The sequence below is a fragment of the Marinobacter caseinilyticus genome (assembly GCF_011074955.1).
Classification (GTDB): domain Bacteria; phylum Pseudomonadota; class Gammaproteobacteria; order Pseudomonadales; family Oleiphilaceae; genus Marinobacter; species Marinobacter caseinilyticus.
Genome location: NZ_WUQJ01000028.1, coordinates 100,133 through 115,916 on the forward strand (window position 1 = coordinate 100,133; position 15,784 = coordinate 115,916).

Annotated in this window: 11 protein-coding genes; 3 read left to right on the forward strand and 8 right to left on the reverse strand. The window is 54.5% G+C overall.

The features are described from left to right. Positions 1-72: 72 nt before the first annotated feature. Positions 73-1,011, reverse strand: a complete 939-nt coding sequence (locus GRX64_RS14155; RefSeq protein ID WP_166268361.1) for a DUF6160 family protein — start codon at positions 1,009-1,011, stop codon at positions 73-75. 189 nt (positions 1,012-1,200) lie between these two features. Continuing rightward, on the reverse strand, positions 1,201-1,818 hold the full coding sequence (locus GRX64_RS14160) for a hypothetical protein (protein WP_166268363.1): 618 nt from the start codon (positions 1,816-1,818) through the stop codon (positions 1,201-1,203). 199 nt (positions 1,819-2,017) lie between these two features. Between GRX64_RS14160 and pabB the strand changes: the two genes are divergently transcribed. Next, complete coding sequence (gene pabB / locus GRX64_RS14165; RefSeq protein WP_235937688.1) at positions 2,018-3,394, forward strand: aminodeoxychorismate synthase component I; 1,377 nt, start codon at positions 2,018-2,020, stop codon at positions 3,392-3,394. A gap of 6 nt (positions 3,395-3,400) precedes the next feature. On the opposite strand, the gene thrH is transcribed toward pabB, so the two are convergent. Continuing rightward, positions 3,401-4,015, reverse strand: a complete 615-nt coding sequence (gene thrH / locus GRX64_RS14170; RefSeq protein ID WP_166268365.1) for a bifunctional phosphoserine phosphatase/homoserine phosphotransferase ThrH — start codon at positions 4,013-4,015, stop codon at positions 3,401-3,403. Between the two features lie 195 nt (positions 4,016-4,210). Here thrH and GRX64_RS14175 point away from each other — a divergent pair, with 195 nt between their 5' ends. Next, the gene (locus GRX64_RS14175) at positions 4,211-4,933 is read left to right on the forward strand and encodes a phosphoadenylyl-sulfate reductase (protein WP_166268367.1); all 723 of its coding nucleotides are present in this window, start codon (positions 4,211-4,213) and stop codon (positions 4,931-4,933) included. Positions 4,934-4,967: 34 nt separating this feature from the next. Here the strand turns inward: GRX64_RS14175 and cysB are convergent, their stop codons facing one another. Then, positions 4,968-5,945 (reverse strand): HTH-type transcriptional regulator CysB, encoded by a 978-nt coding sequence (cysB, locus tag GRX64_RS14180; protein WP_166268369.1) that lies wholly within the window; start codon positions 5,943-5,945, stop codon positions 4,968-4,970. A 309-nt stretch (positions 5,946-6,254) separates the two neighbouring features. On the opposite strand from cysB, the gene GRX64_RS14185 reads away from it, so the two are divergent. Next, complete coding sequence (locus tag GRX64_RS14185) at positions 6,255-8,942, forward strand: winged helix-turn-helix domain-containing protein (RefSeq protein WP_166268371.1); 2,688 nt, start codon at positions 6,255-6,257, stop codon at positions 8,940-8,942. A 561-nt stretch (positions 8,943-9,503) separates the two neighbouring features. Here the strand turns inward: GRX64_RS14185 and dinG are convergent. The 4 genes from dinG to GRX64_RS14205 all read right to left on the reverse strand — a co-directional run bounded on the left by dinG (position 9,504) and on the right by GRX64_RS14205 (position 15,701). Beyond that, positions 9,504-11,672, reverse strand: a complete 2,169-nt coding sequence (gene dinG, locus GRX64_RS14190) for an ATP-dependent DNA helicase DinG (RefSeq protein ID WP_166268373.1) — start codon at positions 11,670-11,672, stop codon at positions 9,504-9,506. After that, entirely contained in the window at positions 11,672-12,406 is a 735-nt protein-coding gene (locus tag GRX64_RS14195) for a general secretion pathway protein GspB (protein ID WP_166268375.1), read from the reverse strand. Before GRX64_RS14195 ends, dinG begins: the two co-directional genes overlap by 1 nt. 1 nt (position 12,407) lies before the next feature. Then, positions 12,408-14,126: an ExeA family protein gene (locus tag GRX64_RS14200; RefSeq protein ID WP_166268377.1), complete on the reverse strand. Its 1,719-nt coding sequence runs from the start codon at positions 14,124-14,126 to the stop codon at positions 12,408-12,410. Between the two features lie 99 nt (positions 14,127-14,225). After that, positions 14,226-15,701: a DUF3336 domain-containing protein gene (locus GRX64_RS14205; RefSeq protein ID WP_235937689.1), complete on the reverse strand. Its 1,476-nt coding sequence runs from the start codon at positions 15,699-15,701 to the stop codon at positions 14,226-14,228. Positions 15,702-15,784 lie beyond the last annotated feature (83 nt).

A 15,784-nucleotide genomic window follows, 5' to 3' on the forward strand; every position in this document is an offset into this window, starting at 1 on the left:
ACACGTCACCTCGTACACCAAAAAAAACGCCCCGTTAGGCGGGGCGTTTCTGCTTGCGTATATCGGGTCGGATTAGTGACCGTATACCGCCAGCTTGGTGTTGGAGATGTGCAGGTTGTCCATAGAGATGGAACCGATGGTAGAACCACCAACCAGCACGTCACCTACGTTAACATCCATAACGATGTCGTTTACGTCGATGCGCAAGACATCCGTTGCAGTGGAAGCACCCAGGCCAGCACCTTTGTAGATGTCCATGTTAACGCTTGCAAAGCCAACATTGATACGCTCAGCCGTGGTGTCGCCTACAGTGCCGCTGCCATCAAGGTCAACGTCAGCTGCGTCAACTACGCCGTCGCCGTTGTAGTCAAAGTTGGTGCCAGCACCGGTAATAGACATGTCGCGGATGCCAACGGCCAGGAACGGCACATCGAAGTCCATATCCTGAACGGTGAACGCGGCAGCGATGTTCAAGGAACCGTCGCCAGTGCCTTTGTCGGCGGTATCAACCGTGATGTCCAGTTGAGCCAGGAAACCCCAGGCTGACATGCCAGAGATCAGGGTTGTGCTGTCGGTGCCTTCCAATGTCATGGCGTCAGCTGTGAATGCCCAGTCGATTGGCAGGCCACTGATGGTGTGAACCGAGATCAACGCATCGCCTTCGGCGTTCAAGTCGATATCGATAGCCAGATCGTCCAGCAATTGTGTGGCTGCAAGATCAGGAGCGCCGTCGCCGTCGGTATCAAAAATTGGTGCCGCGCCAGTCAGAAGACCCGCACCGCCCAATTCAATGCCGCTGACCGCGAATGAACCGCCGTCCTTAGGACCGGCACCGGTGTCGGTGTAGCGGAATTCGCCAATGCTGACACGTGTTTCGAGCTCGATAGTGACACCGGCCTGGCCAGTGACATTACCCATGGCAGAATCGTCCATGGCACGAAGGTCCGCTTGCGCGGCGAAGGGTACGGCTGCAACCGCAGTTGCTAAAGCTAGTTTCTTCAGGCCTTTCATAAAATCTCCTTATAAACTCATGTTGTTGTTATCTGAGTTCGATTGTTATGTTTTTCGTGGGTTTGTGCTCCCACCTGGCCATTTAAGATTGTTTTACAGTCCGCTTCCGTGATTGCAGTCACACTTCGTTACCCAGCTTTACAAACATCCAACAAACACTAACGAGTTCTCATTTTCGGTCTGCAGAACTTACTGTTTGGCGGTTTCCAGTTGATCGCTTCTCTGGTCGTAAAACAGCTCAAACGGCTTGGGCTGGCTTTGGGGGGCACCGTAGGTAACGGCGCCTTCACTGAACCGGAAGGGAATCAACTTCAATCCTGAAACCCCCAGACGATGCTCATGCTCAATCACCAGCAATTTGGTCTCCGAGCCCCCTTCGGCTGATCCTGCGTACACGATGGCTGTCCCCGATATCTTTCCGTGCCGTGCGAGGGATTTCATCGCCGCCCGATACATCAAAATCTGAATGGTGGATGCGGCTTTCTCACCGTCAGATCCCAGGCGTACGCGCTTGATCGTCCCATCGTTCAACAGCATCCACGCCGCGGGCACCACCACACCGCTGGCCGATAACTCATCACCCACTTCCTCTGCCGCAGTTTCAGTCAGCTCTATCAATTGCTTGCGGGCGATCAATGCGTAGGTCTCCAGCTCTTCCGGAGACAGCTTACCGTCAGACAATACATTGCCCTCCGGCACCTGAACCTCTTCTGCGCTCGTCACCTCACTCTGGGCGCTGGCCACTGGAATCACGCCTAACAGACACATCACAATGCCCAACTTCAAGAAACCTGTTATTCGAGCCATGGCAAATCTCGCTGTTATTGTTGGTAAAATTGGCACGCCCTCAGCCTGCACTTTCGGTAAGATAGTGGCTGACCGCAGAACGTAAGATATGCGGTCGGTATTTAATCAGTGAGCTGACAAAGCCTGCAATCGTATTTATGTGCACTGCTTGGCATTATTCTGAATTATTAGAGTATTTTGATTTATTAGAGTGTTTCGATTGATCAGAGAGGTTGGCTTGAACGACGAGTGCACCGTTATGTTGAGCGCACCGGACTTTGTCCGGTTGCGATCCCATGCCAGTCTGGCGATTGATTTTGCCTGCCTTGGCAGCGAAGGGTCCGGTGACAACCGCGGCCATCATGAACTGTTCTCAGCCTGCGCGGTAAGCCACTACGACCTTTCGCGCGAGGATGCGTATGCCATGGCTCTTGGTGGGGCGTTGTCGGACCAATTGACAAACGTACTGCAGACCCGCGCCAGCCATTACTGTAGCGACACCACATCGGAACAACTGCCGTTCAATGGTGGCTGGATCGGCTACATCAGTTATGAGTACGGCTATCTCAAGGAAACGCGACTGTTACAACGGTGCCCGGAGATGGCCTGCCCTCTGTTTCAGGCCGGCTTATATTTGTGGGCAGCCTGTCACGATCGTGATTCCGATACATACACATTGTTTATCCATCCCGAGTGTCCTGATGCCACCCGCAATCAAATTCAGGAATGGCTGGACAAAGCACCCTTAAGTGAAATCACGGACTGGTCAGTCACCACCCCTTTTCAACCGACACAAAGCCGTGCCGAATTTCTTAGCCGGTTATTGATTGTAAAAGATTACATCCAGGCCGGAGACTGCTACCAGGCGAATATATCGCAGCAATTCCATGGTCGGTTTACCGGTGAGCCTTGGTTCGCATTCACGTCCCTCAGGACAGCACACCCGACGCCCTACAGCGCCTTCATCCGAACCGGCCGGCAGGCGGTTATATCCATGTCGCCAGAGCGATTTCTTGCGATTCACGACGGTTGCATCCAAACCAGTCCCATTAAAGGAACGCGACCTCGAGGGACCACAGCCCTGCACGACGCCGCCTTGGCGGAAGAGTTAAAAGCCTCGTCGAAGGACCGGGCCGAGAACCTCATGATTGTCGATCTGCTTCGTAATGACCTCAGCATCAACAGCAAACCAGGCAGTGTCCGCGTAGAGCAGTTGTTTGGTCTTGAATCCTATGAAAATGTGCATCACTTGGTGAGCCGGATCCGGAGTGAACTGAAAGACAATGTGTCGCCATTCAAGGCTTTCCTGGATGCGTTTCCAGGCGGATCCATTACCGGTGCGCCCAAAATACGGGCTATGGAGATCATTCGAGAGCTTGAGCCTCACTGGCGAGGGCCCTACTGCGGCTCGGTGTTCTATTGGGGATTGAATGGCAATCTGGACAGCAGCATCGCTATCAGGACACTGCTTTGCAAAGATCAGGATATCTGGTGTTGGGGTGGCGGTGGGATCGTCGCAGATTCGACTCCCGCTGAAGAATACGAAGAGACGCTCACCAAGGTGCGCCCCCTCATGGACTTTCTCGAAAACCTGTGACGCTTCTTATCCGTTGTGAATCTGGCTTGCTGCCAGGAACTGCTGCTTAAGCTCATCGAACGTGTGAACCGCTGGAAATTGCGGGAATTCGTCAATGACGTTTTTGGGGGCGTGGAAAAGGATGCCCGCTTCCGCCTGCTTGAGCATGGTCGTGTCGTTGTAGGAGTCACCTGCTGCAATAACACGGTAGTTAAGCAACTGAAACGCCCTTACAGACTGGCGCTTCGGGTCCCGCTGACGCAGGAGGTAATTCGTAATCCGGCCGTCTGCATTGACTTCAAGTTTATGACACAGCAATGCGGGGAAGCCGAGCTTTGCCATCAACGGCATGGCAAACTCATAAAAGGTGTCGGACAGAATCACCACCTGGAACCGTTCTCGCAACCAGTCCAGAAATTCCCCGGCGCCTTCCAGTGGATCCAGTTCTCCGATCACTTCCTGAATGGCAGGTAAACCATAGCCGTGTTCATCCAGCAGTCTCAGGCGCTGTTTCATCAAAACATCGTAATCAGGAATATCCCGCGTCGTGGCCTTGAGTTCCTCAATACCGGTTTTTTCTGCGAATGCGATCCAGATCTCCGGGATCAATACCCCTTCAAGGTCAAGGCAGGCAAGTTCCACAATCGTCTCCTGATGGTTAGGTTGTCGGTGAATCGTCGTTGAGTGACGGCGGTTCGGGTGCGGCTATGATAAGAAAAACGGCCAACAATTGCATCGCTGATTCGTATGGGTATAACGATAGATGCCCAGATTCCTTCAGCCTGACCACAGACGGTGGTAGATTTGTTACAAAATTTCTCGGATTCAAGGGCACTTATGACCGATATCGACCAACTGAACCGCGACCTTGCCGACCAGTCGCCCCGCGCCATCATTAAAGCGGCACTGGCGCGATATGACAACATAGCCATTTCTTTTAGCGGTGCAGAGGATGTTGCATTGATTGAACTGGCCCACAAAATGACCGACAACCTCCAGGTATTCACGCTGGACACGGGCAGACTCCACCCCGAAACCTACGAGTTCATCGACAAAGTTTCCCGGCACTACGGTATCAAAATTGAAGTCCTGTTCCCGGATGCGGGCGAAGTGGAAGCCTTGGTGACCAAGAAAGGCCTGTTCAGTTTTTATGAGGATGGGCATTCGGAGTGTTGCGGTATCCGCAAGGTAAACCCGTTACGGCGCAAGCTGGCAACCGTGGATGCCTGGATCACCGGCCAGCGTCATGACCAGAGCCCCGACACGCGAAACGACGTGCCGGTCGTTCAGCGCGACCAGGCGTTTTCAACTGACACCAGGACTCTGGTCAAATTTAACCCCCTGGCGAACTGGTCATCGAAAGAAGTCTGGGATTATATCCGTATGACGGAGGCACCCTTTAACAGCCTGCATGAGAAGGGTTTTGTCAGCATTGGTTGCCAGCCCTGCACACGTCCAATCCTACCGGGACAGCACGAACGTGAAGGGCGCTGGTGGTGGGAAGAGGCCACCAAAAAAGAATGTGGCCTGCACGCCGGTAATGTCATTGCCCACGACTGAGCGAGTCAGCGGTGGTGTGCTGGGACATCGCCGCTTAATACGTCGGCAGTTCAATGTCGTTAAACAAGGCCTCGATTTCTGCCCGACTGCCCTGGTGGGTGACCGCATTATCCACCCGTTCTTTGGTTAGGTGTGGGGCAAATTTTTGAATGAAGTCATACATGTAACCACGAAGGAACGTACCCTTTCGAAAGCCTATCCGGGTGACACTGGGGCGAAACAGTTTGCGGGCGTCCAGTGCCACCAGATCGGAATCAGCCTGTGGATCAAAGGCCATACTGGCAATAATGCCCACCCCTAGCCCCAACCGGACATACGTTTTGATGACGTCCGCATCCGCTGCTGTGAACACAACTTTGGGCGTCAAACCCACCGACTGAAAAGCCTCATCGAGCTTTGACCGCCCTGTAAACCCGAATACATAAGTAACAATCGGGTATTCGGCAAGTATCGGTAACGTGAGTTCACCGACCGACGCCAGCGGATGGTTTTTAGGGACGATAACGGTGCGGTTCCAGCGATAGCAAGGCATCATAATCAGATCGCTGAACAACTCCATGGCTTCGGTTGCAATGGCAAAATCCACCGCACCGTTGGCTGCCATTTCTGAGATTTGCATGGGTGTGCCCTGATGCATGTGCAAAGAAACATCAGGATAGGATTCGATGAACCCCTGGATAACCGGTGGCAATGCGTATCGGGCTTGCGTATGGGTCGTGGCAATGCTGAGATCGCCTTTACGCTGGTTGCTGAATTCTTGAGCAATTTTCTTGATCCCCTCCACCCGCCTGAGGATCTCTCCCGCTTCACGAATGATGGTCTCCCCACCCGGGGTAATCCGGGTGAGATGCTTGCCACTGCGAGCAAACACTTCTATTCCCAGTTCGTCTTCCAATAAGCGTATTTGCTTGGAAATACCGGGTTGCGAGGTAAACAGGCTTTGGGCTGTGGCTGAGACATTGAGATCATGATGCGCAACTTCCCAGATATAGCGCAGTTGCTGTAATTTCATCGACCCTCTCGCTCCCAAGTCTAGGACTGACATATTGGTTCAGTATTCGTATAAAAATATCATCAAGCATACTTTTAAAGAATAGATAGTGCTTAATGATGCAGTGTAGACCAAAACTGACGTTATAGTGTGTTGCCGCTGTTTAATGTCAGTGCGGCGCTTGACTTCACAGTGACAAAGCACACAATCCCGTACTCAGACGGTTCAAACCTGTCGCTAAAGGACTGTGAGCGCGTGTTTTTACTCCCGATACTTTGTAATGGTCACGTAATTGCCACGGACTAGCCACAAAAAATAGCCACGGATAAGATGCTTCTTACGACGAAGTTTTTGCCACCAGCGCCAGATGCACGGGCAGTCCAGAGAGACCGGCTCCAGCAATGGCTTGCGCCCAGAGCCAACAAGAGGCTCAACCTGGTTGTTGCACCTGCGGGGTTTGGCAAGACGACGTTGGTGAACCAGTGGTGCGGTCAATCCGACCAACCTGTCTCCTGGTTATCCCTCGATGAGAACGATGACGACCCTCGGCGTTTTTGGCAGTATGTAACGGGTGCCTTTGCCCATAGCGGCCTTGAGGCACTGGATGATTGCCGGCAATTGCTCAGTAGTTGCTCGATCCCGGAGCTGGAAGGCGCCATAACAGCACTACTCAATGCGTTGGCAGCGGCCCCTGAAAATCATCGGATACTGGTGCTTGACGATTATCACCTGATCGGTGATACCCGCATACACCGTCAGCTCAGCTTTTTTGTCGACTACTTACCACCTTCAATAACACTTGTGTTGGCATCACGTATTGAGCCGGACTTGCCGATCGCCCGTTGGCGAGTAAGACAGTGGGTCGATGAGATTCACCCGCAAATGCTGGCGTTCTCGGAAGATGAATGCCGAAGGTTTTTTGAAGATTATATGTCACTTACCCTGTCTGCCGAGGACGCCCGACAGGTATGGCAGCGGACAGAAGGATGGGTGGCCGCCATGCAACTGGCGGCATTGTCTGGAAAAGAGCTCGCAGCTGCCACTGGCCAAAACAGCCCCCCTATCCATGTCGACAGCCGTCAGATCAGCGAATACGTGCTCTCCGAAGTACTCGAACAGCAGACTCAGGATGTCCATCGTTTTCTACTCGATACCGCTGGCTGCCCACGCCTCTGTGCCTCCTTGTGTAACCACGTGAGGGATCGCGAAGACAGCCAGGAATTGCTGGAACTGCTGACTCGTCAGAACCTGTTTCTTATTCCTTTGGACACCCAAGGAGAATGGTTTCGGTATCACGACCTGTTTCGTGAAGCGCTGCTTCAGCGCGTCCGGCAAACCGAATCCAAAAAACTGGCAGACCGGCAGTCACTTGCTATTCAATGGCTGTTGGAACACGACCACATTCAGGAAGGCATCAGCCAAATCGTCCAGCGCAAAGACTGGCCCTGGCTTGCCAAAGTGCTTGAGCAGCATGGTAACAACCTGATCCACGGCGGGTTTCATTTGCCGGTTCTGGACTGGCTGCAGGTACTGCCGGCAGACGTGGTTCAGGACAGCCCAAGACTGATGATGCTGCACATATGGGCGCTGTTTTTTGCGAACAGAGTTGACCGGATTGAGCCACTGCTCAACCCACTGGAGGATATGCTTGACCATCGAGTCGCTGACTCACATCCGGATGCGGAAGGCGCGCTGGGATTACAGAGCGAACTGTCCCTGATGCGATCCTACCTGGCCCGATCCAGAAGTGACGATCAAAGTGCCAGCGACCTCACTCAACAAGTGCTTCGTGATATCGACCACACGAAAATACCATTGAAATCGGTTACTTATTACGGTGTTGGCCTCGACTACTTTGGGAAAGGCGAACTCGCATCGGCGGAAGAAGCCCTTAAATCGGCCGTTGATTACGGGGAGCTCGAACGCAAACCCTCTACCGTACTATCCAGTGGTGGCTTACTGGCGTGGATTCAGTTTAACCGTGGCGACATTGAGCTGGCATTGACCACTTGCACGTCTGTGCGCGATTGGGTTGACCGTTATTACAACGACCCCAAACAACCCAGGCTAATATCCTGCTGGCAAAACAGCGCGCTGGTGGAGATATACCGGGAACGTAATGAACCCGAGCTTGCCGCATCCTATCTGGCGCCATTGCTCAGTCATGTTGAAAACGGCACCGAGCCTGGACAACACGTCATCATTCAATACGTGCGAGCGCACCTGGCCTTTAGCCAGGGTCACTACCAGGATGCCCTGGCGGCCCTGGAAGATGCGGAGCTGGTAGCCGAGCGCCGGCGAAAACACATTGTGTTCGAACCGCCCAGCTGTGCAGCGCTCAAAGCCCGCTGCTTTCTCGCCCTGGGGACGACCGAACGGGCAATGGAATGGCTTGCGGTTCGAGAGTTGGCTCAACCTAAAAACCCGTTGAATCGAGAACAGAGTGACATCAGTGCCGCTCGCGTACTGATCGCCGTCGGTGAGCCTAAAAAAGCGATTGGCCTGCTTGCACCGCTGCGGCTGAGTACTGAGCACAGTCAGCACGACCGCCATTTGATTGAAGTGCTTGTGACCTATGCAGAAGCGCTGAATGCCGAAGGCTATGTCGCCGATGCCGATGCCATGCTTGCCCAAGGGCTTAGACGTGCTGCCAGTGCGGGTTTCATGAGAATGTTTGCCGAAGAAAGCGCTGGTGTAAAAAGCATGATCATGCGCCTGCCCGGCAGTGACATTCCTGAAGCCTGGTTCAACCAACTGAAGTCCATGCTCTCACAGCAGGCGCCTCAGCCGAACAATCAGGACACCTCATCCCACAATGCGTTAATTGAACCGCTTAGCGCACGAGAACAGGAGGTTTTGTCGCTGATTCACGAAGGTCTGGCCAATAAGGATATCGCACTTCACATGAAGGTGGCGGCAACCACGGTCAAAGCACACATCCGCAACCTGTATGGCAAACTGGATGTCGGCAGCCGAACCGAAGCGCTGGCAAGAGCTCGACAGTTGGGGCTGCTGTAAAACGTACGGTTTATGTGAACCAGATCACACTATAGGCCCATTTATATCGTCCACTACGCCCTTTGGACGATCCGGATACGCCCCCTACTCCTCTATGATTACTTCAACGGTGAGGGAAACCTCATCAGGAATTTGAAACTTCAGGCCTTCAAATCTCCGCTTCTGCGCTCTGTCGCGCAAGGGCTCCAGGAAAACCAGGGCCCTGTCTTCCTAAAGTGCCACCCATTTGGGCTGGCACTTTTTTTTGTTTAACGCGAAAGGGCATCAACCCACGGTCTCTGCCAGCTGTCACCGAAGACGGCTGCGTGCCTATGTAGCCGACGCTTCAGCTTTGGAGCAGGCCCGCGGCCTGCCAGATGAACGCTCAGGACCCTGGCGGGCCCTCCGAAGTTGAAGCACCGGCTACAAAAACAATTCCTGCAGAGACAGGCGCTCCGGCTGGACGCGGCCGTGATTCCCGGTAAAGTGCGATGACCTTTTCTGCCCACCATGGGTTTTACCGACTTTCGGTGCGTGCTACCTCGATCGCCGTTCACCGATACCGCGGAAGACCCATCCCAATCAGTGTTCGATCAGTCGCCGAAACGGTGGTAGCGCATCCAAAAGCAATTGCCCATAACGACGATTAACGATGCGACGATCAAGAATGGTCACTCGGCCGGTATCGGATTCCGTTCTGAGCAGCCTACCCACCGCCTGGACAAGCTTAATGGAGGCGTCAGGGACCGTTATTTCCATGAACGGATTGCCACCACGCCGCGTTACCCACTCGGCGAGACTGGCTTCAATCGGATCATCGGGTACTGAAAAGGGCAATCGGGTTATGACCACATGGCTCAGATAGGTCCCGGGCAAATCAATGCCCTCGGCAAAGCTGGCGACGCCGAACAGGACGCTGGGGCGCCCCGAATCTATCCGTTCACAATGGCGGCGCAACACTTCGCCTTTTGCCATATCGTCCTGGGTAGTAATCAGATCAGGGTATTCGGGACTCAATCGGTCCCGTACCGCGTTCATCTGTTTACGCGATGTGAACAAAACCAGTGTGGCCTTCTCCCCGGCCCACAGCTTCGGAAGCTGCTCGACCAGAGCATCGGTGAATGCGTCTACTTCGGTCGGTAGCGCCTTCATCATAGGCACCTCGACCGTGGCCATCTCGCCATATCGGAACGAACTTGGCACCACCAGGAAACGGCTCTCCTTGGGCAAGCCTGCCCTGGCCTGCAGCCGATCAAATCGACCCAGCGCCGTCAAAGTAGCACTGGTCAGAATGGCACCGTAGACACGGGACCAAAGGCGCGTATACAGCAAACTGTCAGCCAACACCGGGCTGCTGTAGAGGGTAATGTCCTCCGCATGCTCCCATCGCTGTCGTATGGCCCACCGGGCCGGTGGCGGCCCTTTGTATTGGCTCTTTCCGCTCTCTTCCTCGGCATTCTGTTGTTTCTGTGTCCAGGCAACCCAGAGCCGGAGCTGGTCCTCGGACCGACTGTGAAAGGCGCCCAACACAGGGTACCAGGCTTCCGCCGTCGGGCGATCCACATCATTTTCTCGCTTCTCATCAAACGCTTTCTGCAATTCGTCGACCAGCACGCCAAGTTGGCGTGATAAGGCCGCGGTGGCGATCTGAGCCGCTGCAGCCAGCTCTGATAACGCCTCCGGTAACTGCCCTTCTGGATAGCGCCACTGAGCGGTGCGGCGCTCATCGCTGAACTCCCACTCCGTATTGCGCTCGGATTCGTCATACACCTGAACGATGACGTTATCCAAATCACGCCCGGCGCTGCTTATTTTGTCGATCGTCTTGGCGGCCAGGGTGCCCGGTGTCAGATAAGGCGGCATTTTCGCCAACGCCTGTGATAATTGCTTCAACCATTGACGGGTGCCGTTCAGCGGAACTGACGCGGCGAAGTGATTCAGGGCCTTGTCGGGCAAATGGTGGGCTTCGTCAAAAATAAACAGGGCATTCTCCGGCTCCGGCAGAATGGCTCCGCCGCCTAACGCCAAATCCGCCAACACCAGGTCGTGGTTGGCAACGATGACATCGGCATCGTCCAGGCCTTTGCGAGCCTCAAAAAACGCACAGCTGTCGAAATAACTGCAATGCCGGTTGGTGCACTGTCGGTGGTCAGTGGTGACCTGTCGCCAGGTGTCATCCGGAATCTGGCTGGGCCAGTGATCTCGATCACCATCCCATTCACGGGCTCCGTAGCGCGCCAGCATGTCCTCAAAGAATTCCCGGGTACCGGGAGCCTCATCCCGCGGCTCGTCAAGCACGAACAACGGAATGTTGTCACTGTCGCCCACGCCCTCTTCGTGCAGGCGGCTTTCAAGTCGGGACAGGCAGAGATACCGGCCACGTCCTTTAGCCAGGGTCCAGGTATAGTCCAGATTGCTGTGCCGTTTCAGGTCCGGCAAGTCCTTGTGAACGATCTGGTCCTGCAGCGCCACAGTAGCCGTGGAAATGACGAGTTTTTTCCCCAGTGCCTGTGCCACGGGAATGGCGGATATCAAATAGGCCAATGTTTTACCAGTACCGGTACCGGCCTCGACCACACAGGCCGCGGGAGCCGAAGTACGCAGACCATCGTTGGCCGTGATACCACCAATATAGCGGGCGATTTCCGCGATCATCAGCCTTTGGCCATATCGCGCTCGAATACCCTTGCCACCAAGGACATCCCGGTACGCTTGCTGAATCGACTGTTTTACTGGCTCCGCTAATGGCATCAGCGGGGGCTTATCCAGTCCCGGACGACACCGACCCGGAAACGGCGGCCATCAAGGCTTAGCTCCACGCCATCGGCGGTAATCCGGTCAACCCGAATGCCGGAGAAACTGTCCCCGGCACGGAGGTATTGGTCATTAATCATGACTCGCCGGGCCGATGGATCTGAAGCATACACGTGACTATTGAAGATAAGCGTCGGTACTCGGTGCTGAAAGGACATGGGCAACTCAACCAGGTGAGGCACTCGCTCATTGGAATTGTACGGGACAGTCGGAGGTGTCGCCGCCTTTCTGTTGCCATCGGACGTGCTCCACGATGGCACGATCATTGTGGGACGATCCTGGGTCGTATCTGGCGGCTCCACACCCTGTCCAAGCGCGTCTACCGGCTGTTCCATCGTGGTCTTCTCTGGAGGTCTCTCTGACTCGACAGCGGGCACGGGCACGGCCACGACTTCGGCGCCGTCGAAGTCAGTGTCCTCGGTGATTTGCGAGGCTTCAGATGCCTGCCCCGATGCCAGGGATGCACCCTGAGACATAAACCCAATGCTGGGCCAGAACACAGCTGCAAGGATGATGGCATTCAGGATCAATCCACAACCCAGCCAAACCGACACTGGAGTGCTTTTTTTCTTGGGCTGATGAATCATTTGAACTTGCTGACCAAGGTCCGGAATGCGACCTTGCTGACGTTCGCTTTCGGATTTACGAAGTGCATCCAGAATATAGGACATACTAGCCTTCGCCTCCGTTAGGGATAAGCCTGGGGCGCCCCGGGTTGAGGTCATTACTGATCTGAATCAACGTCATCGCACCGGCAATACCGTCAGGCTTAAGACCCTTGTGTTGCTGATACCAACGGACCTGATCATCCAGAGTCATGGCTTCAACGCGTTCCTGCTCTTGCCAACCGGAACTCAAAGGTCGGATAACCTGCATGAGCTGCGAACTGAGCCACAGCTGTTTCCCCATGACACCTTCAATTTCCGATGCTTGCGTCATGTACGGCGGCATCCGCCAAAGCAGGGTATATTCACCCAACCAGTGTTGCTCTAACTGCTCTATGGCCACTTCTCTCGGACCGTTCCTGGACGCAATGGTCGCAACATCTCCAGCCAGCGTAATCAGCGTTACATAGGTTTTTTCGCCGTCACCACCCACCAAACTGAGAATGACAGGATGATTGAGCAGCATCATGCTACGCCAGTTGCCCGTTTTATACAGACAGCTCAAACTCTCGGTTTCGGCAAACTCACAAGCAATTGGGTTCAACCTCGGCTGGTAGTTAATGCCCCAAACCCCGAACAGCGACTGAAACGCATCGGCAAGCGGAACACTGTCGGTCGCCAGGTCAAAGGACAGGTCGTTTTCCTCGATGCCGTTTGCAAGCTCTGATGTTTCGGGTTCAGGCGTAGCGTCCGTCGAAATGTCCGGTGTTTCCTCCGGTGCCTCTTCACTGTTAACGGCCTCTGCAGCCACGCTTTGCTCAACGGGGCCAGTGCCAGCCTTAAAAAAGAATTCATCGCCAGTGCTGATGACATCGTTTCCGAACAAGGCAGCCAGCACCACCAGGCAGGCCGTCACAGTCGCCAACAACGTCATGACCCCTAATCGTGTTTTGGTCTCTCGCAAGCCCCTCGGATTCATACCAGGTCCGAGAACCTCTTTGGCCGCCGACTTCACATGGTGTGCATCCACACTCTGCTCGCCTTGCGAATAGGCTCCTAACAGCGCCCTGTCACTGATCAGGTTAATCAAACGCGGCACACCACCACTTCGGCGGTAGAGGGCTTTGACGGCCCCCGCGGTGAATAGATCGGAGCGCTGACCGGCAACACTCAGGCGATAACGCAAATACGCAGGTAGTTCACTGCGTTCCAGCGCATGGAGATGATAGCGCGCAGTTACGCGCTGAGAGAGTTGGCGAAGCTGGTTCTGGGCCAAGATGTCCTGCAGTTCCGGCTGCCCAAGTAATACAATCTGCAACAGTTTCTTCTCGGCGGTTTCGAGATTGGTCAGCAATCGCAGTTGTTCGAGCACCTCGGCCGACAGGTTCTGTGCCTCATCGATCATCAAGACCTTGTGTCGACCCGCCGCGTGCGCATCCAGCAGGTTCGTGTTGATCAGGTCAATCATCCGTTTGATGCTGGCGCCGGCCGGATGTTGAATACCCAGCTCGTCGCAAATGCTTGATAGCAACTCACGCGCGGACAATTTGGGGTTTAGAATCAGCGCAATATCAACGTGGCTCGGCACGTTTTCAATAAAGCAGCGGCTGATAGTGGTTTTACCCGTCCCGACCTCGCCGGTGATAATGATAAAGCCGCCTTGTCCGTCAACACCGTACATAAGGTGTGCAAGCGCCTCTTTGTGGCGCTCGCTCAGGTAAAGGTAGCGGGGGTCAGGTGCAATGGAGAACGGAGGCTCCCGAAAACCAAAAAAATCGTAGTACATGAATGTCCAGTTTGGTGCGCACAGAGGTTACCAATCATACCGTTGCGGTCTTGCCACTGTCACTATCCGATCAAGAATGGAGGCCTGCACACTCAGCCTTCATTCACTGGACGAAACCAGCCTGAGATCGCCATGATTCTGGCGCCTCCGGGCACGCAACCGGGCAACACAGCGCTCCAGAGTTTTTGAGATCTTACCATGGGCACGGATCATTGAGATTTTCGGCCATGTGGCGCGTTCGCCTTCCAATATCAGTTGCCGTACGAACTCCGGATCGGGATTGGACAGCATGCGGCGGTAGTGGCCCAGCTCATAGTGGGGGGCAATCGTAACATCTCCGGAATACCTCTGGGCCATGATGCTGTACATCTGGCCGGCAGCCTGCCTCAGGAGTTCGGGGCGCACCCGTTTTCTGAGGTAATCAAACAGCCCACGGCCATGAAACTGCACTTCCGACTTGAGCAGGTGAAACGGAAGTCCCGCGAGGCCCACCTTTTCGTCCTCCCCACGGCGGTTTAGAAACGGCACTACATGGGGGTTGGCTTGGCTTACAATCGTGAAATTCACATCGTAAAGGTGCATCAGGCGCTCGATCGGCAAATCACTGACCACTGAGCCATCGACAAATTGCACCCGGGTCATATAGGGCAGCACATTGCCGTTCATGTCTTTTTTCATCAGGGTGACCGGAGGGAAGATACCCGGAACGGCAGCGCTTGCCAGTGCACCACTCCAGACCAGTTGATACGGCGAGGTGTAGCCACAGAGCAATCGAGCCTTCTGATGGGTTTGCACCGGAGAGACGCTGATATTAATGGACCGGCCTGTGCGCTCGTAGGCTTCTTCAAACGTGTACTCACCAATATTCGCGCGTAAACAGGCCTTGAGCTGCGCCTGGTCCATCAGCCCTTCACCCCGCAGCGCACTGAACAGGCCTTTGGGTTTCCAGGCTGTCAGGTAATGCGTGTCCGGGTTTAGCATGCCGGGGATTTCTTCGTCCGTGTGCACGCCCAGCATACCGGCAACAATGGCGCCCGCACTGGAGCCTGCGATCACTTGGGGCAACAGACCCCTCTCCCAAAGCGCCTTCGTAACCCCCAAGTGGAACATGCCCAAAGTAGCCCCACCACTGAGAAGCAGCGCAGGTCGCCCGTAGCTGGTCAGGGTGTCACGGAAAAAGACAATTTTTTCTTCGTCAGAAAACCCCGGAACGGGCTGGTCCGCGAGAAAATCCAGAGATTCGCAAACTTCGGTTATGTATTCTTCAATCAGGTGTTTGGTGCCAACCCGGGAATGGGTATAGAGCGCCAGATTCCCCATATTACCAAGATCGTGGTGCAGCCCTTCACGCAGTGCTCGTTTTAACCGTTCATAATCTTTCTGCTGGTGATATTGGCGCAGGTGGCTAAGACGGTCGTAGATCAGTTCATAGTGATACAGATCGGAAGCAAAATCCTCTTTCCACTCAACATTACCCTCCAGGTAGTCGAGCTCCAATGCCGCCGCCTTCCAGACTTCATAATTCCGGGCTTCGGCCAGCATTTTCCGAAATTTGCGTATCCGGCTGTTTACCATGATTGATGCTCCAATCAGCTCCTTCCAGCAATCTCACACGCTCGCACGGCTGAGGCCCTTAACATTCGCCCGTGCAGACGGCG